At 70.7% G+C, this 23385-nt stretch carries 17 protein-coding genes; 6 read left to right on the forward strand and 11 right to left on the reverse strand.

All coding sequences use genetic code 11. From position 1 onward, the window contains the following. The first annotated feature begins 51 nt into the window (after nt 1-51). On the forward strand, nt 52-279 hold the full coding sequence (locus E9228_RS02935; RefSeq protein WP_166779079.1) for a DUF7455 domain-containing protein: 228 nt from the start codon (nt 52-54) through the stop codon (nt 277-279). Nucleotides 280-390: 111 nt separating this feature from the next. On the opposite strand, the gene E9228_RS02940 is transcribed toward E9228_RS02935, so the two are convergent. The 5 genes from E9228_RS02940 to E9228_RS02960 form a co-directional block, all read right to left on the reverse strand. Further along, a complete protein-coding gene (locus tag E9228_RS02940; protein WP_166779080.1) occupies nt 391-1164 on the reverse strand; it encodes a hypothetical protein in 774 nt (257 codons plus the stop codon). After that, on the reverse strand, nt 1161-2423 hold the full coding sequence (locus tag E9228_RS02945; RefSeq protein ID WP_166779081.1) for a MurT ligase domain-containing protein: 1263 nt from the start codon (nt 2421-2423) through the stop codon (nt 1161-1163). Before E9228_RS02945 ends, E9228_RS02940 begins: the two co-directional genes overlap by 4 nt. 8 nt (nt 2424-2431) lie before the next feature. Beyond that, nucleotides 2432-3745 (reverse strand): RNA polymerase sigma factor, encoded by a 1314-nt coding sequence (locus E9228_RS02950; RefSeq protein WP_166779082.1) that lies wholly within the window; start codon nt 3743-3745, stop codon nt 2432-2434. A gap of 169 nt (nt 3746-3914) precedes the next feature. Further along, nucleotides 3915-5234 (reverse strand): MFS transporter, encoded by a 1320-nt coding sequence (locus E9228_RS02955; protein WP_166779083.1) that lies wholly within the window; start codon nt 5232-5234, stop codon nt 3915-3917. Nucleotides 5235-5289: 55 nt separating this feature from the next. Further along, entirely contained in the window at nt 5290-6207 is a 918-nt protein-coding gene (locus tag E9228_RS02960; protein ID WP_166779084.1) for a proteasome assembly chaperone family protein, read from the reverse strand. Between the two features lie 142 nt (nt 6208-6349). Between E9228_RS02960 and E9228_RS02965 the strand changes: the two genes are divergently transcribed. From E9228_RS02965 to sucB, 3 genes are all read left to right on the forward strand, one after another. Beyond that, complete coding sequence (locus tag E9228_RS02965; RefSeq protein WP_166779085.1) at nt 6350-7855, forward strand: leucyl aminopeptidase; 1506 nt, start codon at nt 6350-6352, stop codon at nt 7853-7855. 171 nt (nt 7856-8026) lie between these two features. Next, on the forward strand, nt 8027-9400 hold the full coding sequence (lpdA, locus tag E9228_RS02970; RefSeq protein WP_166779086.1) for a dihydrolipoyl dehydrogenase: 1374 nt from the start codon (nt 8027-8029) through the stop codon (nt 9398-9400). A gap of 67 nt (nt 9401-9467) precedes the next feature. After that, a complete protein-coding gene (gene sucB / locus E9228_RS02975; protein WP_166779087.1) occupies nt 9468-11000 on the forward strand; it encodes a 2-oxoglutarate dehydrogenase, E2 component, dihydrolipoamide succinyltransferase in 1533 nt (510 codons plus the stop codon). Nucleotides 11001-11081: 81 nt separating this feature from the next. On the opposite strand, the gene E9228_RS02980 is transcribed toward sucB, so the two are convergent. Then, the gene (locus E9228_RS02980) at nt 11082-11873 is read right to left on the reverse strand and encodes a hypothetical protein (RefSeq protein ID WP_166779088.1); all 792 of its coding nucleotides are present in this window, start codon (nt 11871-11873) and stop codon (nt 11082-11084) included. Nucleotides 11874-12001: 128 nt separating this feature from the next. On the opposite strand from E9228_RS02980, the gene E9228_RS02985 reads away from it, so the two are divergent. Next, nucleotides 12002-12715: a DUF4191 domain-containing protein gene (locus E9228_RS02985; protein ID WP_166779089.1), complete on the forward strand. Its 714-nt coding sequence runs from the start codon at nt 12002-12004 to the stop codon at nt 12713-12715. A 122-nt stretch (nt 12716-12837) separates the two neighbouring features. On the opposite strand, the gene E9228_RS02990 is transcribed toward E9228_RS02985, so the two are convergent. Then, nucleotides 12838-13275: an RDD family protein gene (locus tag E9228_RS02990; protein WP_166779090.1), complete on the reverse strand. Its 438-nt coding sequence runs from the start codon at nt 13273-13275 to the stop codon at nt 12838-12840. Between the two features lie 141 nt (nt 13276-13416). On the opposite strand from E9228_RS02990, the gene glnA reads away from it, so the two are divergent. Beyond that, entirely contained in the window at nt 13417-14841 is a 1425-nt protein-coding gene (glnA, locus tag E9228_RS02995) for a type I glutamate--ammonia ligase (RefSeq protein WP_166779091.1), read from the forward strand. 408 nt (nt 14842-15249) lie between these two features. Here glnA and E9228_RS03000 read toward each other — a convergent pair whose 3' ends face one another. The 4 genes from E9228_RS03000 to E9228_RS03015 all read right to left on the reverse strand — a co-directional run bounded on the left by E9228_RS03000 (nt 15250) and on the right by E9228_RS03015 (nt 23380). Further along, entirely contained in the window at nt 15250-16668 is a 1419-nt protein-coding gene (locus tag E9228_RS03000; protein ID WP_166779092.1) for a nucleotide sugar dehydrogenase, read from the reverse strand. Beyond that, nucleotides 16665-18263 (reverse strand): glycosyl hydrolase, encoded by a 1599-nt coding sequence (locus E9228_RS17485; protein WP_166779093.1) that lies wholly within the window; start codon nt 18261-18263, stop codon nt 16665-16667. Before E9228_RS17485 ends, E9228_RS03000 begins: the two co-directional genes overlap by 4 nt. Then, on the reverse strand, nt 18256-19827 hold the full coding sequence (locus E9228_RS03010) for a glycosyltransferase family 2 protein (protein WP_166779094.1): 1572 nt from the start codon (nt 19825-19827) through the stop codon (nt 18256-18258). The genes E9228_RS17485 and E9228_RS03010 overlap by 8 nt, the downstream gene beginning before the upstream one ends. Nucleotides 19828-20404: 577 nt before the next feature. Then, nucleotides 20405-23380, reverse strand: a complete 2976-nt coding sequence (locus E9228_RS03015; RefSeq protein ID WP_166779095.1) for a bifunctional [glutamine synthetase] adenylyltransferase/[glutamine synthetase]-adenylyl-L-tyrosine phosphorylase — start codon at nt 23378-23380, stop codon at nt 20405-20407. Between the last annotated feature and the right edge of the window lie 5 nt (nt 23381-23385).

Genomic DNA, 23385 nt, shown 5'->3' on the forward strand with positions numbered 1-23385 from the left:
TGGAATGGGTGCATTCACCGCACCGTACTGCGATCCGTGAGGAGCACAGCAATGACCCAGACCGTGCAGGACCTCCCCGTCGACGAACTCAGCAACAACCACCAGCTCACCGCGGCCGACCGCTGCGACAGCTGCGGTGCGCAGGCCTACATCCGCGCCACCATGGCCAGTGGTGAACTCCTGTTCTGCGCCCACCACGGCGCCGAGTTCAAGGACAAGCTGGCCGCCACCGCACTCGAGTGGCACGACGAGTCGTCGCGACTCCGCGAGTCCAAGTAAGCGACACACCCGCAACACACCGGAGGCCCGGTGCCGGTTCTGAGAACCGGCACCGGGCCTCCGGTGTTCCAGCGCGTCCGGCCGCGTCGACCGGGGCCAGGGTGGCGGCTGTCAGGCGATGCGCTTGAACGCCTTGTCGACGTAGCGGTCGATCGTCGCCCGGGCTTCGCTGGCGTACCGGTCGATCGTCGCCGTGCGCTCCGCGTCCGGCGTGTAGCCACGGCCGAGTCGCGTGGTGGCAACCGCGAGGACGGCGTCGGTGAGCTGCGGGTTGAGCGGCAGGATCGGCCCCTGGGTGTGCGTGCCGAACGAGTTGCCCGCGATCGCACCCTCGACCGGCGCCCCGGCCTGGTTGCCGCCACCGGAGACGACGTCCGCGAACGGCGTCACACCCTCGGCGAGCTCGATGCGGGCGGCGTGGTCCTCGAAGCCGGCGAGCCGCGTCGATGCGCCCGGCAGCAGCGGGTACCGCGACTCGAGGACGAAGTAGTTCACCCGACGCTCGGCACCGCGGACCGCACGGGCGTCGAACACGCCGAAGCCGTCGATCGGCGCACCGTCCGTGGGGACGACCTGGTTGGTGGCGAGGTCGAACCCGCCGCCGACCGCGACGACCGGCACACCGGCGGCAGCGAAGTCGCGGAGGACCGCGCCGATCCGTCCGACGTCGGCACCGAGTGAACGCATGGCGCTGAGCGGACCGTTCCCGACCACGACGACGTCAGCCGCAGCGGGCAGTTCCCCGCCCGGGGCGTACTCGAGCACCTCGGTGGCGATGTCGGCAGCCGCAGCACGGCGTACGAGGGCGGCGACGTTGCCGCGGTCCCCCGAGACGCCCATCTGCCGCGGGTACACGTGCAGGATGGTCAGGCGATCGGCCGTCATGCGGTCTTCTCCATGTCCGGGTGGCCGAGGGCCTTCCGGGCGATCATCATGATCTCGTAGTTGACGATGAAGTTCTTCGTGCCCGTGGTCGTGGATCCGAGTCCCTGCATGTGCCGGATCGCCGACTCGACGTCCGGCTCGACACGACCGATGCGGACACCGGCGTGCTCGAGGGCGATCGCGATCTGCCAGGCCTTGTCGCCCGAGACGACGTCGACGTGGTCGAGATTCGAGAAGTCGATGTCGTAGATCCACGAGATGTCCGGGGTGCCCTCGTCGATCGCCATGAGGACCTGCTCCGGGTGCGCCGGCAGGGCGTCCAGGTTGAGCTGCAGGCTCGCGGCGTTCTTGAACATCGTGAACTCGGCGGACTCCCCCGCGATCGGCAGACGCTCGCCACGCCCGTACGCCGGCTTCATCCGCTCGAACGCCCGCGTGACGGCGGCCGGTCGGAACTGGTCGCCGAGTGCTGCACTGGCCGTCGCTGCCGCAGCGGCGGCGTCGACCGCGTAGTGCAGGCCGCGGGCCGGCAGGCGGACCGGGATCTCGGAGCCGGCGAAGGCGATGGTGGCGCCGTCACCGGTGAAGGCCACGATCTCGGCGTCGGCGGTCGTCTGCGCCCGGTCGGTGCCGGCGACGAAGTCGTCGGCGTTCTGCAGACCGTTCGGCGCGGCCGCGACCACGTCCGTGCTCGCCCCGAACCGCAGGACCCGCTGGCCGTCCACCGCCGAGTAGGCGTCGAGGAACTGGTCGTCGTGGTTCGTGATGACGTTCGCGGTCGACAGGGCGGCCGTGTCGAGCATCATCGTCGCGACGCGCTCGGTCTCGAAGAACCGGTAGAGCTGGTCGACCTGCACGTTGAGCATCGTCACCGTGGACGGCGACAGGATGCCGGCGAGCTCCACCGCGAAGGCCTCGTCGACCTCGAGGATCCCGATGTCCGCCTTGAGCTTGCCGCCCAGCGAGACCTCGGACAGGAGCGCCGAGGCGATGCCCTGCGGCAGGTTCGCCCCGGACGGGTTCGTGAAGACCCGCAGGCCGTGCGCCCGCACGATCTCCGAGATCATGTGGGTCGTCGTCGACTTGCCGTTTGACCCCAGCACGAAGACGACGCCGTTCGGGAACTGGCGTGTCACGTGCTGCAGGAAGTCCGGCACGAGCTTGAGGACGATGTAGCCCGGGTAGGCGGACCCGCCGCCCCGCGCACGCGCGAGGGCACGGAGGATCCGCCCGACCAGGATCGGGACCACGAAGCGCACCGGTCGGCCTACTCGAGGTAGTCGCGGAGCGACTGCGACCGGGACGGGTGGCGGAGCTTCGCCATCGTCTTCGACTCGATCTGGCGGATGCGCTCGCGCGTGACGCCGAACGTGTCGCCGATCTGGTCGAGGGTCTTCGGCTGGCCGTCGCCCAGGCCGAAGCGCATCCGGATCACGCCGGCCTCTCGCTCGGACAGGGAGTCGAGCAGGCTCTCGAGCTGCTTCTGCAGCATCGTGAAGCCCACGGCGTCAGCCGGGACGACCGCCTCGGTGTCCTCGATGAGGTCACCGAACTCGGAGTCGCCGTCTTCACCCAGCGGGGTGTGCAGGGAGATCGGCTCGCGACCGTACTTCTGCACCTCGACGACCTTCTCGGGCGTCATGTCGAGCTCGCGGGCGAGCTCTTCCGGCGTGGGTTCGCGACCGAGGTCCTGCAGCATCTGCCGCTGGACACGGGCCAGCTTGTTGATGACCTCGACCATGTGCACCGGGATGCGGATGGTGCGCGCCTGGTCGGCCATCGCACGGGTGATGGCCTGACGGATCCACCACGTCGCGTAGGTGGAGAACTTGAAGCCCTTCGTGTAGTCGAACTTCTCGACCGCACGGATCAGGCCCAGGTTGCCCTCCTGGATGAGGTCGAGGAACTGCATCCCGCGACCCGTGTAGCGCTTGGCGAGTGAGACGACCAGGCGGAGGTTCGCACCGAGCAGGTGCGACTTCGCACGCTGACCGTCACGGGCCACCCAGCGCAGCTCACGCTCGGCCGGCTTCGACAGCCCGGTCGAGTGCTGCAGCTTGTCCTCGGCGAACAGGCCGGCCTCGATGCGCATCGCGAGCTCGACCTCCTGCTCGGCGTTGAGCAGCGCGACCTTGCCGATCTGCTTGAGGTAGTCCTTCACCGGGTCCGCCGTGGCGCCCGTGATGGTCGTCGAGTAGACCGGCGCTTCGTCGTCGTCGGTCTGCGAGATGACGAGCGCACCGGCGGCGACCGCGGCGGCTTCCGTCGCCGGCTTCGCCGCCGAGTCGTCGTCCGAGTCCTCGGTCGCGTCGTCGGTCGTGTCGGTGGCGTCCTCGGCCACCTCGACCGGCGTCTCGTCCTCGGCGCTGTCCTCGTCGTCCTCCGACGCGGCGGCCTTCTTGCCACTCGCCTTCTTCGGTGCCGCCTTCTTGGGGGCGGCCTTCTTGGCGGCGGTGGTGGTCCTGGTGGCGCGCTTCTTCGGCGCAGCCGTGCCCTCCGTCGCGTCCGTGGCGTCTTCCGCCACGACGCCGTCGGGCGTGGTGTCCTTCGTGGGATCGACCGTCGTGCTCCGGGCAGCCATGCGATCACCTTCCTCGTCGTGCCACGTTCCTGGGGTCGTGGCCTTCCCTCGCCGCCCAGGCCACCGCCGCGGTCCCCCACGTCGACTGGTCCTACCGTTCCGGGCAGCACTAGGACCCATGTCAAGTCCCCGACGCTGAACGGCGGGAACCCGAAAGGGTCCGTGGTCATTATTGCACGCGTCGTTTCCGCAAGCGTGCAACCAGTGCAACCCACAGCGGACCCACCCGTATTCCGTCCTCCGCGTGCAGCCGTGCGCGTGTCCGTCGGCGGGCCAGGAGCAGCATCACGACGCCGAACCCGATCACCACGTACTGCACGGTCATCGCGACGCGGAAGTTCTGCCAGGCGAACGTGTCGGTGCCGGATGCCGCCGCCAGGACGTCGAGCAGCGACCCGATCGCGAACATCATCACGAAGGCCGCGAGGAACCCGCCGACGTTGACCACGCCGTTCGCTGATCCGAGCGAACCGACCGGGTTGAAGGAGCGCGCGAAGTCGAACCCGATGAGCGACCCCGGTCCGCCGACGCCCATCGCGACGACCAGCAGGACGAGCAGCCAGGTCGGCGGCTGGTCCGGCCAGAGCAGCACGGCCGTCCACACGACGCCGAGCGCGGTGACGATCCCGAGGACCAGGTTCGACCGACGCATCGGGAACCGGGCGCAGAGCAGGCCGAGGACCGGGCCGGCCACGAACCCGACGAGGACGATCACGCTGAGGAAGGTCGCGGCCTCGGTCGCCGAGTACCCCAGCCCGCGGAGCATCGGGACGCCCCAGAGCAGGCTGAACACCGTGCCGGAGGACTGCGTCACGTAGTGCGACCAGAACCCGAGCTGTGTGCCGGGTCGCCGGAGCGCGTGCCCGAACGTGTGGAACGCGGCACCCCACGAGTGCGGGAGGGGGATCGTGTCGGTGCGGACGGCGACCGGGCCGGCTCGGACGAACACCACCGCCAGGACCAGTCCCACCGCGCTGGCGATCGCCGCGACCCCGAACGCCGCGTCCCACCCGACGGTGTGCAGGAGCAGGGCGAACGGGAACGCCGAGACGATCTGCCCGACCTGCCCGAGGTTGCCCGTCCACTGCGAGATCTGCGGCAGCAGCGAGCCGCTGAACCACATCGGCAGCAGGCGCATCACCGAGATGAACGTCATCGCGTCCCCGGCCCCGACCAGCACCCGGCCCACGATCGCCGGCCCGATGGTCGGTGACAGCGCGACGACGGCCTGGCCGAGCGTCAGCAGCAGGGCCCCGAGCAGCACCAGACGTCGCGGTCCGACGCGGTCCAGGGCGATGCCCACCGGGATCTGCAACCCCGCGTAGACCGCGATCTGCACGACCGCGAGCGTGGAGAGGACGGCGGCGGAGACGGCGAAGCGGTCCTGCGCGTCGACCCCGGAGACCCCCAGGGACGACCGCTGCATGACCGCCAGCACGTAGGCCAGGACGGCGACGCCCCAGACGACGAAGGCACGGCGGGAGTTCACCCGACCAGGCTAGCGAGCAGCGGACGGGTGCCCGTGCGGGCGGCGGGACCTCGGCTCAGTCGTCCTCTGCCGCGCTCCGACGGTCCGCCAGGAACCGCTCGAGCTCCGCGGCGATCGAGTCCGCGGTCGGGACCTGCCCGTCCGCCCCGGTCAGCGGCGAGGCGACCGGGTTGCCCTCCATGTACGTGTCGTGCCGCTGTTCGAGCGTGCCGACCAGACGCTGCAGTTCGGCGTTGCCGGCGACCTGCTCGTCGACGCGTGCCAGGAACTCGCGACCTTCCTCGCGCATGGCGTCGGTCGGGAAGATCAGGCCGGTGGCAGCCGAGATGCCGGAGAGCGCGGCGACCGCGGCGTCCGGGAACTCGGTGTCCGACAGGTAGTGCGGGACGAGCAGCACCAGACCGGTGACCTGCTGTCCGAGCCCGGCGAGGCGGTGCTCGACCAGGTGCAGGACGTTCGCCGGTGCCTGGGTCTCGGGCTTCCACACGCTCATCGACTCGACGAGGTCCGCTCTGGTGCCGGAGACGGTGACGCCGATCGCCCGGGTGTGCGGGACCGGCATCGGGATCGCCTGGACCCACGTCGTGTCGACGACCTGCAGGTCCTCGGCCAGGTCGGTCACCGCCTGCACGAACCGGTTCCACTGGAAGTCGGGCTCGTAGCCGGAGAGGAAGAGGAACGGCTGCCCGAGCTCGTCGCGCACCAGGTGCAGCGTCAGCCGGGGCGGTTCGACGGCCGTGATGTGGTCGTGCTCGAACGTGATGACCGGACGACGGGCACGCCAGTCCAGCAGCACGTCGGGGTCGAACTCGGCCACGAGCTGCGTCTCGAGCGAGCCGGTGATCGACGCCGTGATCTGCGCCACCGCCGAGCCCGCGTCCGCGAAACCCGTCAGGGCAGCGACGAGGTGCAGCCCGGCAGGCACCGTCGGGGCGGCGTCGTCGAGCGTGTAGAGGTCCTCGGGGTGGTTCATCGAGCCAATGCTAGGCGGGGCCGCCGACGCGACCGGCGTCGGGTCGCGACGCCGACAGCGAACAGGTGACGGGCCTCCCGTCCGACGGCCCGACGGGAGGCCCGTCCACGGCCCGTCAGTCCGCCGTCAGTAGGCTGGACACATGGTCCGACCGACGCTCTCCACCACCTCGTCCTCCCCCTCCGCCGTCGAAGCCGACGTCCTCGTCGTGGGCGTCCGCCCCGGCGCCGACGGCGCTCCGGCCACGCTCGCACCGTCCGCCGCCGGCCCCGTCGACGGCCTCGCCGACCTGGACCTCGCCGCCGTCGGCGCGACCGGCGCCAAGGACCAGCTCGTGCGGATTCCCGGCGGCGCTGCCGTCGGCGTCGCCGCTGCCGGTGTCGCCCTCGTCGGGCTCGGCACCGCCACCGGCCCGGCGGCCCTGCGCGCCGCGGCCGGCAGCGCCGTCCGCCAGCTTCCGCACGTCGCCGCCATCGCGCTGGCGCTGCCGACGGAGGACGACGCGGCCGTCGCGGCCGCCCTCGAGGGCGCCGCGCTCGGCGCCTACGCGTTCACCCGCCACAAGGGTGCCGGCACGACCGGCCCCACCCGCGGCGACCAGCGCGTCACCGTCGTCGCGCCGGCCTCGGTCAGCGCCGACGCCACCGTCCGCCCGGCGATCGTCGCCGACGCCGCTGCGCTCGTCCGCGACCTCGTCAACACCGCGGCCGGCGACCTCGGCCCCGCCGACGTCGCCGACGTCGCCACGTCGCTCGCCGAGGGACTGCCCCTCACCGTCGAGGTCCTCGATGAGAACGAACTCGCGGAGCAGGGCTTCGGCGGGATCGCCGGCGTCGGCCAGGGCTCGGTCCGCCCGCCGCGGCTCGTCGTCGTCCGGTACGAGCCCGCCGGTGCGTCGAAGCACCTCGCACTCGTCGGCAAGGGCATCACGTTCGACTCCGGCGGGCTCTCGCTCAAGCCGGCGGCGTCGATGCTCGGCATGAAGACCGACATGACGGGTGCGGCCACGGTGCTCGCGGCGACGGTCGCAGCCGCTCGCCTGGGCCTCGACACGAAGGTCACCGCCTGGCTGTGCCTGGCCGAGAACATGCCGTCCGGCTCCGCCATCCGCCCCGGCGACGTCCTCACGCTGAAGAACGGCAAGACCGTCGAGGTCACGAACACCGACGCCGAGGGCCGACTCGTCCTCGGAGACGGCATGGCCGCCGCGTCGCTCGAGCAGCCCGACGCGATCGTCGACGTCGCCACCCTCACCGGTGCCCAGATGGTCGCCCTCGGGGACCGGACGACCGGCCTGATGGGCAGTGACGACCTCGTCGCACAGGTCCGTGCGCTGGCCGACTCGATCGCGGAGCCGATCTGGCCGATGCCGATGCCGGAGGAGCTCGACGCCCGCCTCGGCAGCGACGTCGCCGACATGGTCAACGCCACCGTCGGCCAGACCGCCGGGGGCATGCTGCTCGCCGCGAAGTTCCTCGAGCGCTTCGTCGGACAGACCGCCGAGGGCACCACGATCCCGTGGGCGCACCTCGACATCGCCGGCCCGTCCGAGAACCGCGGCGCGGGATACGGATGGCTCGGCAAGGGCGCGACCGGCGTGATGGTCCGCACCCTGGTCGCACTCGCAGAAGACCTGCAGTCCAAGTAGTAGGTTTGGTTCCGGCGGGGCCGCCGCGTCCGCGCGCGCTCCCCCGCCGGAACTGACGGGACGGGACCGGTACAGACGGTCCGACCGCCGGACGCCGCCGCGCGGTGTCCACCGGGACGGCGTCCATGAGACACGAAGCCGCCCCCGACACGCACGAGGGAGTTGCACCAGGTGACGGAACAGACTTACGACGTCGTGGTCCTCGGTGGCGGCAGCGGCGGCTACGCCGCAGCGCTCCGGGCCGCCGAGCTCGGGATGAGCGTCGCGCTCATCGAGGGCGACAAGCTCGGAGGGACCTGCCTGCACCGCGGCTGCATCCCGACGAAGGCGCTGCTGCACTCGGCCGAGATCGCCGACGGTGCCCGCGACGCGGAGAAGTACGGCGTCATCGCCGAGTTCGCCGGCGTCGACGTGCCTAAGGTCATCGAGTACCAGCAGGGCGTCATCAACTCGAAGTACAAGGGCCTCCAGGGCCTCATCAAGGCGCGCGGCATCACCGTCGTCGAGGGCTGGGGTCGCCTGACCTCGCAGAACACCGTGCAGGTCGGCGACCAGACCGTCACGGGTCGCAACGTCGTCCTGGCCACCGGCTCCTACTCGAAGTCGCTGCCCGGTCTCGAGATCGGTGGCCGTGTCATCACCTCCGAGACCGCCCTGCGCATGGACTACGTCCCGAACAAGGTCGTCATCCTCGGTGGCGGCGTCATCGGCGTCGAGTTCGCCAGCGTCTGGAAGTCGTTCGGGGCCGAGGTCACGATCGTCGAGGGCCTGCCGCACCTCATCCCCGCCGAGGACGAGTCCATGTCCAAGCAGCTGGAGCGCGCCTTCCGCAAGCGTGGCATCGAGTTCTCGCTGGGTGTCCGGTTCCAGGGCGTCGAGCAGCACGAGAACGGCGTCGTCGTGACGCTCGAGAACGGCAAGACCTACGACGGCGACATCCTCCTGGTCGCCGTCGGTCGTGGCCCGCTCACGCAGAACGTCGGCTACGAAGAGGTCGGTGTCGCGATGGAGCGCGGGTTCGTCACGACGAACGAGCGCCTCGCCACCAACCTGCCGAACGTGTACGCCGTCGGTGACATCGTCCCCGGCCTGCAGCTCGCCCACCGCGGCTTCCAGCAGGGCATGTTCGTCGCCGAGGAGATCGCCGGTCTCAACCCGGTCGTCATCTCGGACACCAACATCCCGAAGGTCACCTACTCCGACCCCGAGGTCGCCTCGGTCGGTCTGTCGCAGTCGAAGGCCGAAGAGCAGTACGGCGCCGACAAGGTCGACACGTACGAGTACAACCTCGCCGGCAACGGCCGCAGCCACATCATCGGCACGTCCGGTGCGGTCAAGGTCGTGCGCGTGATCGACGGTCCGGTCGTCGGCATCAGCATGATCGGCGCCCGCGTCGGCGAACTCATCGCCGAAGCGCAGCTCGCCGTGAACTGGGAAGCCCACCCCGAGGACGTCGCCCCGCTCATCCACGCGCACCCCACGCAGAGCGAAGCGCTCGGCGAAGCGCTCCTGCACCTCGCGGGCAAGCCGCTCCACGCGCTGTGAGCGGCATCGTCGTGCGCACCACGAACACCACAACCCAGAACCACGCCTGCGAGAAGGAGTCCACCCGATGAGCGAATCCGTCAACCTCCCGGCGCTCGGGGAGAGCGTCACCGAGGGTACGGTCACCCGATGGCTGAAGAACGTCGGTGACCGGATCGAGGTCGACGAGCCGCTGCTCGAGGTCTCCACCGACAAGGTCGACACCGAGATCCCGTCGCCGGTCGCCGGCGTCATCGAGGAGATCTTGGTCCAGGAGGACGAGACCGTCGAGGTCGGTACCCCTCTCGTGAAGATCGGCGACGGCTCCGGGGGCGGTGACTCGTCCGACCAGGGTGGGTCCGAGTCGACCGACAGCCAGACCGAGGCCGTCGCCGAGGACACCGAGCCCGAGGCCGCACCGAGCACCGAGCAGGACTCCGAGGCGAAGGCCCCGGAGCCCGCCCAGCCCGAGCCGACCCCGGCCGGCCAGACCCAGCCCGCGGCACCGCAGGCACCGTCCGCGCCGCCGGCAGCCTCGCCGGTGCCGCAGGCGGCTCCGGTGCCGCCGCCCGCCGCGGCCCCGCCGGCCGCCGTCCCGGCGCCCGCCAAGGCAGCACCGGCTCCGGCCGCCGCTCCCGCTCCGGCAGCACCGTCCTCCACCCCGTCCGCCGAGGTCCCGAACCCCACCGCGAACGGTGCCGCGTCCGGCTACGTCACCCCCCTCGTGCGCAAGCTCGCGAACGAGCAGGGCGTCGACCTGTCCACCGTCACCGGCACCGGTGTCGGCGGACGCATCCGCAAGGAGGACGTGCTCGCCGCGGCCTCCGCAGCTGCGGCTGCCCCGGCCGCGTCCTCGACCTCGTCGTCGCCGGCAGAGTCGGGCCCGTTCGTCGCCGAGGTCTCGCCGCTCCGCGGGACCCGCGAGAAGATGACCCGACTGCGCAAGGTCGTCGCCGAGCGTGCCGTGCAGTCGATGACCTCGACGGCGCAGCTCACCAGCGTGGTCGAGGTCGACGTCACCAAGGTCGCCCAGTTCCGCGATGCCCACAAGGCGGAGTTCCTCGAGAAGACCGGTTCGAAGCTCTCCTTCATGCCGTTCTTCGCCCTGGCGGCGTCCGAGGCGCTCAAGGCACACCCGAAGATCAACTCGACCGTGGACGGCGACGAGATCGTCTACCCGGAGACCGAGAACGTCTCCATCGCGGTGGACACCGAGCGTGGCCTGCTCACCCCGGTGATCAAGGACGCGGCGTCGCTCGACCTCGCCCAGTTCTCGAAGTCGATCGCGGACCTGGCGGAGCGCACGCGCAACAACCAGCTCAAGCCCGACGAACTCGCCGGTGGCACGTTCACGCTGACCAACACCGGTTCGCGCGGCGCGCTGTTCGACACCCCGGTGGTCTTCCTGCCGCAGTCGGCGATCCTCGGCACCGGCATCGTCACGAAGCGTCCGGCGGTCGTGAAGGTCGACGGCCAGGAAGCGATCGCGATCCGGTCGTTCGTCTACCTGGCGCTCTCCTACGACCACCGGATCATCGACGGCGCCGACGCGTCCCGGTACCTGGTGGCCGTGAAGAACCGCCTCGAAGCAGGCAACTTCGCACCCAACCTGGGCTACTGAACACCCTGGTCTGACCAGTTCGGCGACGGCCCCGTCTCCCCCTGTGGGAGGCGGGGCCGTCGTCGTCCCCGCGGGCGGCGGTCACCCCGTACCCCAGGACGCGCCGGCCACGACGACGCCGACCGCGACGACGAGCCCGGTCACGAGGTGCCGGACGCTGATGCGGTGCGACCCGATCGGGACTCCTGACCGGACGAGGTCACGGAGGGCACCGAGCAGCCTCCCCGTTCCGCGTGCCGAGCCGTCGTCCCCTCGTGGTTCCGGTCCGACCGCGAACGCGAACGTCATGGGCGGCGGGTCCCAGCGCACGGGCCGAGGGGGTGCAGCCGCCCGGACGACGTGTGCGAGGGCGTGGAGTGCCGCTCCGCCCTCGTGCCGCGCGGCCGCGCACGCCCGGTCGACCTCGTCGCGGCACGGCTCGCGCGGGTCGACCCGGTCCCAGACGGCCCGGACCGCCAGGACCAGTGCCTCGGCACCGGAGAGCACACCGGGATCCGGACGACCGGGCACACCCGGCGGCCGGTCGACCAGGACGACCGCCCCCGCGTCGTCGACCAGGACGTCGTCCACACCGGCCCGGCCGAGCAGGACGGCCCCGGCATCGGCGAGGAGTGCGAGGTCGAGCAGCGGGAGCGTCAGGGTCACGGCGACCCCGGGCGTCGGTGACCCGATGCGGTCGAGTGCCGCGGGCAGCCCGAGACCCGCGGAGGCTGACGCACGCGCGACGAGGGCTCCGGTCTCGTCGCGTCCGACCTCGGCGATGCCGACCAGGTGGTCGTGCGACATGGCGCTCCGGTCAGCCAGCCACTCGGCGAAGTCGTCCGACGGCTCCGGCGCGCGCCAGCAGAGGTCGAGCTGTTCCCACGGTTCCATGGCGACCATCGTGGCGGCCGGGGGCGCGCCTCCCGGCCGGGTGGGTGGACCTGTGGAGAAACCCCGTTCGCCCACAGCCTGTCGACGGTCGGTCCGCGATCGACGTGCCAGGCCGTATCCTTGACGGCATGGCACGCAGCAGTTCCTCAAGCTCCCCGGCGAAGGAGCCCGGTCGTCTCAAGCAGATGTACCAGGTCTTCACCATGACCCGTCGGGCCGACCCCAGCTCCGTCTGGTGGTTCGCCCTCGCGTTCCTCGGACCGGTCGTGGTCGGCGTCCTCGCGGCGCTGCTCATCCCGGGGCAGAACTGGCTCGCGATCACGCTCTGGATCATCGCCGGTGTGCTCCTCGGTGTGCTGCTCTTCCTCATCGTGCTGGGTCGTCTGGCCGAGCGCGCCGCGTACTCGCAGATCGAGGGCCAGCCCGGCGCGGTCGGCGCGGTCCTGACGAACTCGCTCCGCCGGCAGTGGCGATCGAGCGAGATGCCCGTCGCCGTCCACGGCCGGTCCCAGGCGGCCGTCTACCGTGCCGTCGGTACCCCGGGCGTCGTGCTCATCACCGAGGGCCAGGTCACGAACCTCACCCGCCAGGTCGAAGAAGAGCGTCGCAAGGTCGCGCGCATCGTGCCGAACGTCCCGATCCACGTCGTGCACGTGGGTGACGCGGCCGACCAGGTCACCCTCCACAAGCTCCCGCGTGCGATGAACAAGTACAAGAAGGCGTTGAACCGCAACGAGGTGCTCGCGGTCTCGAACCGTCTCGACTCCCTGACGCACGGTCCGGCCTCAGCGATCCCGAAGGGCATCGACCCGACGCGGGTCCGTGCCGGTCGCCCGCGCTGACCCTGGCGCTCCGCCGAACGCCTCGACGCCCTCGTCCCTCGCGGAACGGGGGCGTCGTGCTGTGCGGCGTCGCGCTGTGGCGCGCCGTGCTGTGCTGCGTCCGTGCTGTGGCGCGCCGTGCCTCAGCGACGGACGAGGACGGTGCCGGCGACCGCGTCGTGCAGCGGGCGCCCGTCCTTCGCGTGGATGAGCACCGGGACGACGATGCAGAGCAGGAGCGTGCGGACGAGCGGTCGCCACACCCCGACGTACCCACCACGGACCGGGACGACGCGCAGCCCGACGCAGACGTGGCCGAAGGACCCGGACAGCAGTGCGATGAACACGATCTGCAACGCCGCGAAGATGCCGAGCGTCACGAAGTTGCCCGCCGCGCCGTACGTCCCGAACGCCAGGGACAGCAGTGACGCGAGTGCCCAGTCGATGACGAGGCCCAGGAACCGGCGCCCGAAGGAGCCCATGCTGCGCGGTCCGGACTCCGGCAGACCGAGGATCTTGCCCGGCCACTCGGTGCGCCCGGAACCGGCAGCGGGCGAGGAGGGCAGAGTGGAGCGGGCCATGTCCCCAGCGTAGGCGCTCCCCGGCACGTAACACGCTGGAAACAACCCAGTCACGTCCGGGAAACTCCATGTCAATAGCCTCGTCGGAGGGTGCCTCCTGGTTCCCTCGACACCACCCAACCCCACAGGAGACCGACTCGTATGTTCAGCGATTCCTCCGAGGTGCTTGCCTTCATCAAGGACACGGACGTCAAGTTCCTCGACATCCGGTTCACGGACCTCCCCGGGGTCCAGCAGCACTTCAACATCCCCGCATCAACGGTCGACGAGGACTTCTTCGCCGTCGGTCAGCTCTTCGACGGCTCCTCGATCCGCGGCTTCGCGTCGATCCACGAGTCGGACATGCAGCTCATCCCCGACGTGACGACGGCGTACGTGGACCCGTTCCGTGCGGAGCGCACGCTGATCATGGTGTTCGACATCTACAACCCGCGCAACGGCGAGATCTACGGCCGTGACCCGCGCCAGGTCGCGAAGAAGGCCGAGAAGTACCTCGCCTCGACCGGCATCGCGGACACCGCGTTCTTCGCCCCCGAAGCCGAGTTCTACATCTTCGACGACGTGCGCTACTCGGTCACGCAGAACGAGTCGTTCTTCTCGGTCGACTCGGAAGAGGGCGCCTGGAACTCCGGCCGCGAGGAAGAGGGCGGCAACCTCGCCAACAAGACGCCGTACAAGGGCGGCTACTTCCCGGTGTCGCCGGTCGACAAGACCGCTGACCTCCGCGACGACATCTCCCTCAAGCTGATCGACGCGGGCCTCGAGCTCGAGCGTGCGCACCACGAGGTGGGCACCGGCGGCCAGCAGGAGATCAACTACAAGTTCGACACGCTGGTCCACGCCGCGGACGACATCCTGAAGTTCAAGTACATCGTGAAGAACACGGCCGAGCAGTGGGGCAAGGTCGCGACCTTCATGCCGAAGCCGCTCTTCGGCGACAACGGCTCGGGCATGCACACGCACCAGTCGCTGTGGTCCGACGGCACCCCGCTCTTCTACGACGAGAACGGCTACGGCGGCCTGTCCGACCTGGCCCGCTGGTACATCGGTGGCCTGCTCAAGCACGCCCCGGCGATGCTGGCCTTCACCAACCCGACGATCAACTCGTACCACCGTCTGATCCCGGGCTTCGAGGCACCCGTCAACCTCGTGTACTCGGCGGGCAACCGGTCGGCCTCGATCCGCATCCCGATCACCGGCACGAACCCGAAGGCCAAGCGCATCGAGTTCCGCGCGCCCGACGCCTCCGGCAACCCGTACCTGGCCTTCGCGGTGCAGTTGATGGCGGGGCTCGACGGCATCCAGAACCGCATCGAGCCGCACGAGCCGGTCGACAAGGACCTCTACGAGCTCCCCCCGGAGGAGGCGAAGAACATCCCGCAGGTGCCGGCGTCGCTCGGTGCTGCGCTCGACGCGCTCGAGGCGGACCACGAGTTCCTCCTCAAGGGCAACGTCTTCACCGAGGACCTGATCCAGACCTGGATCGACTACAAGCGCGAGAAGGAGATCCTCCCGATGGCGCAGCGTCCGCACCCGTTCGAGTACGAGCTGTACTTCGGCGTCTGACGCTCCACGCACCACCGCGAAGGGCCCCGCACCGTCAGGTGCGGGGCCCTTCCGCGTGCCCCCCGCGCGCATGCCGGTGGCGGCCGGCCGGCGGGGCCGAGCCTCGGCTGGGCGGGCATCCTTCGGCACGCGGACGGCGCAGCGTGTCCGCCAGGCCGAGGCTCGGCGCGGGTACGGCGGACTGCGGACGTGCGGCGACGGCCGGGAGGCCCGGTGCCAGTCCGTCGGACCGGCACCGGGCCTCCCGGCCGTCACCTCCACCGCGGCGGCGAGCCTCGGCTGGGCGGGCATCCTTCGGCACACGAACGACGCAGCGTGTCCGCCAGGCCGAGGCTCGGCCACGGGCGGCGGTCCCGCACGCAGCGCGCACGGGCGGCGGGCTCGCGCGCGGCGCCCGCGGCCGCCGCGTCAGCGGCTGGTGGCCAGCGCGTCGATCGTGCCCGCGGCGACGCTCACGGGCGTGCCCGCGACCGGGGTGGGCCGTCCCAGGGAACGGACGGTCCACCCCGCCCCGACCCAGCGTCCGGTCGGGAGGCAGTTGCGCGCGTCGATCACGACACGCTGGCCGACGACGGCGGCGAGGGCGACCGGGTCGGCCTCGACGACCTCGTCCCACTCGGTGAGGACGAGGACGAGGTCGGCGCCCTCGATCGCCTCGGTCATCGACCCGGCGTAGGTCAGGGTCGGGAACGAGCGGCGCGCGGTCTCCATCGCCTCCGGGTCCCAGAGGGTCACCTGGGCGCCGCGGAGGTGCAGGGCCGCCGCGACGTTGAGCGCCGGGGAGTCCCGGACGTCGTCGGTGAGCGGCTTGAACGCAGCGCCGACGACGGCGATGCGTCGGTTGAGGACCGATCCCCCGGCGGACTCGATCGCCATGTCGATGACCCGCTGACGCTGGCCCATGTTGATCTCGTCGACCTGCTGCATGAGCCCGACCACCCGACCGGCGCCGATCTCGTTCGCGCGGTGCATCAGCGCCCGGATGTCCTTCGGCAGGCAGCCGCCACCGAAGCCGAGGCCGGCGTTGAGGAACTTCCGACCGATGCGGGCGTCGTGTCCGAGTGCGTCGGCGAGCGTGGTCACGTCGGCGCCGGCGATCGCGCACATCTCCGAGATCGCGTTGATGAACGAGATCTTGGTGGCGAGGAACGCGTTCGCGCTGACCTTGACGAGCTCGGCGGTGGCGAGGTCCGTCGTGATGACCGGGGTGCCCTCGCTGATCGGGGCGGCGTAGACCTCGCGGATGACGGCGTCGGCGGCCTCCGAAGCGCCGCCCCAGACGAGGCGGTCCGGGTGCAGGGTGTCCTCGACGGCCTTGCCCTCGCGGAGGAACTCGGGGTTCCAGATGAGCTCTGCGTCGATGCCGGCGGGCGTGAACTCGCTGACGATGCCGCGGAGCCGTGCCGCGGTACCGACCGGCACCGTCGACTTGCCGACGATGAGGCCCGGGTGGGTGAGGTTCTCGGCGACGCCGCGGGTGGCGCTCTCGACGTAGGCCAGGTTCGCGGCGTGCGAGCCGGCCTTCTGCGGAGTGCCGACGCAGACGAAGTGGACGTCCGCTGCGGCCACGGCCGACGCGATGTCGGCGGTGAACCGGAGCTTCCCGCTGGCGACGTGCTTGGTGATGAGCTCGGGCAGCCCGGGCTCGTAGAACGGGACCTGACCGGCGGACAGCGCGGCGAGCTTCGCCGGGTCGACGTCCACGCCGATGGTCTCGAAGCCCATCTCCGCCATGGCGGCGGCGTGCGTGGCGCCGAGGTACCCGGTGCCGATCACGCTGATGACGGGTGCGGGGCGGGAGTCGGCGGACTTCTTCGATGCGGTCACTTCTTGACCTCCTGCAGGTCGTAGTCGGTGTCGGTGCGGGCGATCCCGGCGACGAAGGCCGCCATGCTGTCCGCCCGGGAGTTGAGTCGCCAGTCGTTCGTGGTGCGGGCACCGTCGACGATGGTGGTGGCGGTCTCGCTGAAGTACGCGAAGCCGATGACGTCCGAGTTCGCGGGGTCCGCCAGGGCGTCGAACAGCGAGGTGATCCACCGCGCCTTCTGCCCGTCGGTGATGGCGGCTCCGGTCTCGGTCGCGCCGACCTCGCTGAGCAGGATCCGCTTGTCCGGGGCGACCTGGCGCAGCTGGGCGATGGTCGCGGCGAACGTGGTGGCGAACGTCGGCGACTCGGCGGCCTTGCGGTAGTACCCGCTCATGCCGACCCAGTCGACGTAGTCGTCGCCCGGGTAGTACGCCTTGAGGTAGTCGAGCGTCTGGTACTTCGCGTTCCCCAGGGCGTCGATGCGGGTCGGTGCCCAGTTCCAGATGACGTAGTCGTTGGCGCCCTCACGCTGGAACACGTCGTGCACGTGCTGCCACATGGCGACGAACGAACCGGGCGCGTTCTGCTGGGTGGTGCCGTCGGCCCAGTTGTACCAGGTGCCGTTCATCTCGTGGTCGAGACGGATGACGACCGGCTGCCCGTTCGACTTCAGCGCCTTCGCGTACTTCGTCAGGTAGTCGTCGAACGCCCCGCCGGTGATGTCGCCGTTGGTGTACCCGGGGATGTACTTCTGGTCGTTGCCGCTCTGTGCGGGAGCCGTCTCCCAGGTCAGGAGCGGGACCCGCCCGTTCGTCCAGGAGCGCTGGACGGCGTCGGCGTTGAAGTCCTGGTCGAAGCCCTGGAAGTACCCGACCATGTTCGTCGACTTGCCGACCTGCTGGGACACCTGGTCGTACTCGGCCCAGTTGAAGGGCGACTGCGCCGTGTAGAGGCCGTACCAGCGGGACTGCTGGGCGAGGACCTCGGCCTTGGTCGGGACGTCGACCGGGATCGTCGGATCCGGGTCGTTCGAGGGGCCACCGGTACCGGGGACGACGGTCGGTCCGCCGCCCTGACCCGGCGTGCTGCCGTGTCCGAAGCCGCCGGACCCGGAGCCGCCGGACGACGACCCGCCCGAGGACGACCCGCCGGACGACGACCCGCCGGAGCCGGCCCCCTTGCCCGCCGAGGCGGACGTGCCGGAGGAGGTCGAGCCTCCCGAACCGGAGCCGTGACCGGAGGCCGTGACCGAGCGCGCGTGCCCGAGCTGCGACCGCAGGTCGTCGATCTGCGCCTTCAGCTGGGTGACCTGGTCACTCCGGGAGCCGGACTGCGCCGTGGTGCTCTGCAGCTTCCCCTCGAGCTTCCAGATCTGCTGCTGGGCGGCGGCGAGCTTCGCCTGCATGGCGTCGACGTCGGCGGCGGGTTCCTGCTTGGTCGGGACGCCGAGCGCCCGACTCACCGCGGAGGAGACCGGCCCGGAGGGTGAGATCCACACGGACCAGGTGATCAGGGCGAGGACGGCGACGATCGCCGCCATGCCCAGCGCGGTGCGCTTGGCGTGCTTCGTGGACGGTGCCCACCAGGTGCCGGTGGGGCGGTCGAGTTCAGACAATGAGGAACGCCTCCAGAGCGAAGACCGCGATCCCGATGCAGTACGGGATCGATGCGTAGGGGTTGAGTCGGCGACGGGCGGGCTTCGCCAGGCGCTGCGGTGCGCGGCCGGCTGCGGTCGCGACGTCACGTCGGGTGGCGAGCACGGTCGAGGTGGAGGCCGTGGTCGCGTCCGGTCCGAAGAGCTCGTCGAACGCGCGGTCCACGTCGGCCTGATCGGCCGGGTGCTCGGACGGGGCCGCCAGTCCGCGGTCGACCGGGCTCATCGGCACGGTGGTGCCGGAGAGCTGCGGCTGCGCCGGGTCCTCCTCCATCGGTCCGCCGGCGTAGGCACCGGCCCGGGTGCCCCAGCCGCTGGCGTGCGCCAGACGGAAGAACCCGATGAGCCGGATCGGCATGAGGAAGAACGTCGACACGATGATGAACATCGGCAGGCGGAAGAAGTCCGAGGGCTTCTCGGCCAGGTGCCGCATCTGGCGGATCGCCATGCTCAGCACGCTCGAGACGACCATGAGTCCTGCCACGTAGACGAAGCCGGTCGAGAAGCCGTACTGGTGCAGGATGCCCTCGTAGAGGTTCTGTCCCTGCCCCGTCAGCGCCCGGTAGATCCACCCCGCGATCACGCCGAAGAGCATGAACGGCAGGATGATGTCGGTGAGGAAGAAGACGGCCAGGACCGGGGCGTGCCCGAGCATCCAGGGCAGCATCCGCAGCGTGTTGTACTGCGAGCCGCGGGCCCAGCGGAGCTGCTGCTTGAACAGCTTCTTCACCTGCAGCGGAGCGTCCGTGTACACGAGCGACGTGTACTGGTAGACGGTCCGGTAGCCCTCCTTGAGCGTGAGGTTCGTCAGGGTCCGGTCGTCGGACACCTCGAGGAACACCCCCATGAACTCCTCGTGCATGAACCGGTCCATGACGCGGACCAGGATGTTCCGGCGGAACGCGATCGTGCGGCCGGGCAGGCAGCCGATCTGTCCGAGGACGCTCTGCGCGGGCATCGAGTACAGCGCGCGGGAGTTCTCCAGCCAGTCCGCCCAGCGGGTGATCCACGAGCGGGTGGGCTCGAGGATGCGCTGTCGGGTGGTCACGCCGCCGACGGACTCGTCGGCGAACGGCTTGAGCAGCTCGACGAGCGTGCCGGGCGTCCACACCGTGTCCGAGTCGACGAGCACCGTGATGTCGCCGTTGGACATCTCGGTGCCGACCTTGACGGCGTTGCGCTTGCCGGGGATCGGCGTGTGGGTCCAGCGGACGAGGGGGGCGAACTCGTCGCAGACGGCTTCGAGTGCCTCGTTGCGGGCACCGTTGATGACGACGATGATCTCGCCGGGCTGCTGCTCGACCATGCGGCCGATCACGTCACGGAACAGGTCGAGCGGCTCGTCCACGACGGGGACGACGACACTCGTCGTCCCCGTGTACGTGCCGGTGAAGGGGCGGTACCGGGCGGAGAGGACGACTTTGGTCAGCCAGAGCAACCAGATCACCAGTGAGTACACGGTGAACAGGTAGAACTCAGGGTGGCCGTCGACCATCTGCCGGATCTGGAGGATGAAGGTGAACATCGATCCCTGCTTCAACGTTCGAGGGGAGATTCCACGCCATCGGGAAATCGGGGTCGGTTCGGGTGACCTCATTCAGGCAGACCGCAGACAGCCGGTGCAACGTGCCCCTCACCCGGGGGTGCACCCCGGCGCGACCGGGGGACAGAGTGGTCCACTGCACGTCGGACAACCCCGTGTCCCCACTGGTGCTGACAGCAGTTGCGTGGACCGGTCCCACGGTCCCCGCCGGCGGGAAGCCACCCCTGAACGACCGGGAGGCGCGTGATCCGGACACAGGAAAGCCCTGGTCAGCAGGTGGTCGCGCCGGTCATCACGCCGACGGCTGATCGAGCTGCCACCGGTGTTCCGAAAGTCTGGTCACGCGCTGACAACGGTTCACATCCGGTACGGACCGGGGTACGGTGCCCGAGCGACCGGGGGACGGATCGATCCGGGCGAAAATTGTCTTTGACAACTCGTCACCTTGATCCCGTTCACGACATCCCGGGCGTGTCGCAACGTCCGACAGGTGTCGGCCACGGCGGGTGTCGACATCCGCGGCCCAGGTGTCGGCGTCGTCGGGCCAGGAGTCGGCGGGTCAGGCGCCGTAGAACTCGCGCTCGAAGACCTGCCGAGCGCGACGGGTCACCGCGAGGTAGTCCTCCTCGAGCTGCGAGGCCGAGCCCGGCGGGTACTCGAGCAGACGCGCGATGCCCTCGAGCTGCGTCCGCTCGACGGGCAGCACGTCCGTCGTCCGACCCGACCAGAGCACCAGGGCGCTGCGGGTCCGGGAGGCGAACCGCCACGCGGCCGCCAGGCGCTCGGCGTCCTCCGGGGCGACCCAGCCGGCATCCGTGGCAGCCTGCAGCGCCTCGAGCGTCGAGGTCGTCCGGAGCGCCGGCTGCGCGCGACCGTGCTGGAGCTGCAGGAGCTGCACGAACCACTCCACGTCGCTCAACGAGCCGCGTCCGAGCTTCAGGTGGCGGGCGGGATCGGCGCCGCGGGGCAGTCGTTCGGACTCCACCCGCGCCTTGATGCGCCGGACCTCGCGCACCTCGCGGTCCTCGATCGCGGCGGGGTACCGGGTGCGGTCGGCCAGGTGTTCGAAGTCGCGGAGCAGCTGCTCGTCGCCCACGGCACCGCGGGCACGGAGGAGCGCCTGGGCCTCCCACGTCAACGACCAGCGGGCGTAGTAGGCCGCGTAGGAGTCGAACGAGCGCACAACGGGGCCGTTCTTGCCCTCGGGGCGCAGGTCGATGTCGAGGTCGAAGGGGTACATGGCGTCCTCGGTCAACCGGTTCAGCTCACGCACGACGACCTGTGACGCCCGGGACGCGACCTCGTTCGGCACGGTCGACGAGCGGTACACGAACAGGACGTCGGCGTCCGACCCGAAGCCGAGCTCACGGCCGCCGTACCGACCCATCGCGATGACGCCGAACTCCAGGCCGTCCGGCGCGTCCCGACGTGCCAGGTCGAGCGCCCCGCTCAAGGTTGCCTCGGTGACGTCGCTGAGCGCCGGACCCAGACCGTCGACGTCGAGGTGGCCGAGCACCGCAGCCATGCCGAGCCGCAGCGTCTCCCGCCGGCGCACGCCGCGGAGGAGCGACGCTGCGGTGTCCACCGCGTCACCGTGTCGCGCCGTCGTCGCGCCGGTCTCGGCCAGCAGCGCCGGCAGCGGACGGGGCCGCAGGAGCGTGTCCGGCTCGTCGAGCCAGGCGACCGCCTCCGGGAAGCGTTCGAGCAGACCCGACAGGAACGCCGACTCGCTCAGCACCGTCGTCAGGCTGTGCGCGGCACCGGAGGAGTCACGGAGCATCCGGAGGAACCAGCTCGACTCCCCCAGGGTGTCGCTGAGCCGGCGGAAGGCGAGCAACGCCCGGTCGGGAGCCGGACCCTCGGCCATCCACCGCAGGAGGACCGGCAGGAGGTTCCGCTGGATCGCCGCACGCCGGGTCGTCCCCTGTGTCAGGGCCCGGATGTGGGTGACGGCCCCGTCCGGATCGAGGAACCCGATCGCGGTGAGGCGGTCGCTGACCTGGCTGCTCGTCAGGACGATCTCGCCGTCGGTCGACGCCACCGCCGCGAGCATGGGCCGGTAGAAGAGCCGCTCGTGCAGGCCCCGGACCTCGAGCTTCACCGACCGCCACCGGTCCTGCAACGCCGACGCCGAGGACGCCAGGCGGGTCGACCGCGCGAGGACACGGAGTTCGTCCTCGTCGGAGGGCATCAGGTGCGTGCGCTGCAGCCGACGGAGCTGGATGTGGTGCTCGAGGACCCGGAGCAGGGCGTAGTCGGGGCCGAACCGGGCCGCTTCCGGGCGACCGACGTACCCGGCCGTCGCCAGGGCGTCCATCGCCTCGAGCGTCGACCGGACCCGGACGGACTCGTCGTCGCGCCCGTGGACGAGCTGCAGGAGCTGCACGGTGAACTCGACGTCGCGCAGCCCCCCGGGTCCGAGCTTCAACTGCCGGTCGACCTGGGCGTCCGGGATGTGGGCGGTGACGCGCTCCCGCATCCGCTGCACCGACTCGACGAACCCCGGACGCTTGGACGACTCCCACACGAACGGCGCCACCGCGGCGACGTAACGCTCCCCGAGGTCGATCGACCCGGCGATCGCCCGCGCCTTCAGCAGCGCCTGGAACTCCCACCCCTTCGCCCAGCGCTCGTAGTACGCCACGTGCGACTCGAGCGTCCGGACGAGCGCGCCGTCCTTGCCCTCCGGTCGGAGGTTCGCGTCGACCTCCCACAGGGCGGGTTCGGCGGCGAGGTCCGTGATGACGTGGGTCGCGGCGATCGCCAACCGCGTCGCGATGAGGACCGCACGGTCGGTGCTGATCCGGGGCGCGTCGTCCCCCTCGGCCGGCTCGGTCGGTTCGGTCACGAAGATGACGTCGACGTCACTGACGTAGTTGAGCTCCCGCGCTCCGGCCTTGCCCATCGCGATCACCGCGAGCGGGGTCGCGGCGACGTCGGCCGCGGGGAACGGGACCTCCCGACGCGCGACCGTCACGGCGGCGTCGAGCGCGGCACCGGCGAGGTCGGCGAGGCCCGCCGCGACGTCCGGGAACGCATCCGTCGGGGACGGGTGCAGGACGTCGAACAGGGCGATCTGCGCCAGGTGCCGGCGGTAGCGCACACGGAGGCGTCGTCGTGCCCTCTCCCCCGAACTGCCGTCGACGGCCTCGTCGAGGGACGCCGTGTACCGCTCCTGGGACCACGGCGGCGTCACCGGGTCGAGCACCAGGGCGAGCTCGTCCGGACGACGCTGCAGGAACTCGGCGAGCCCCACCGACGCCCCCAGCAGCCGGACCAGGCGCTCGGTCGCCCCGGGCTCCCCGAAGACCGGACGCAGTCGGTCCGGTGCTGACTCGATGAGCCGCTCGAGCGCCAGCAGTGCGCCGTCCGGGTCGGCGGTGGCGGCCCAGACGCACTCGGCGTCCGCGATCGGGACGTGCAGGTCGGACGCGGGACGTGCCTCCAGGGCGGCGATCCGCTCCAGCGTGCCGGACAGGTCGGCGAACCCGAGACGGGCCAACTGCGATCGCGAGGTCGCCGTCCTGCCGGTCATCTCGT

It is taken from the genome of Curtobacterium salicis (assembly GCF_011759505.1).
In the GTDB taxonomy this organism is placed as follows: domain Bacteria; phylum Actinomycetota; class Actinomycetes; order Actinomycetales; family Microbacteriaceae; genus Curtobacterium; species Curtobacterium salicis.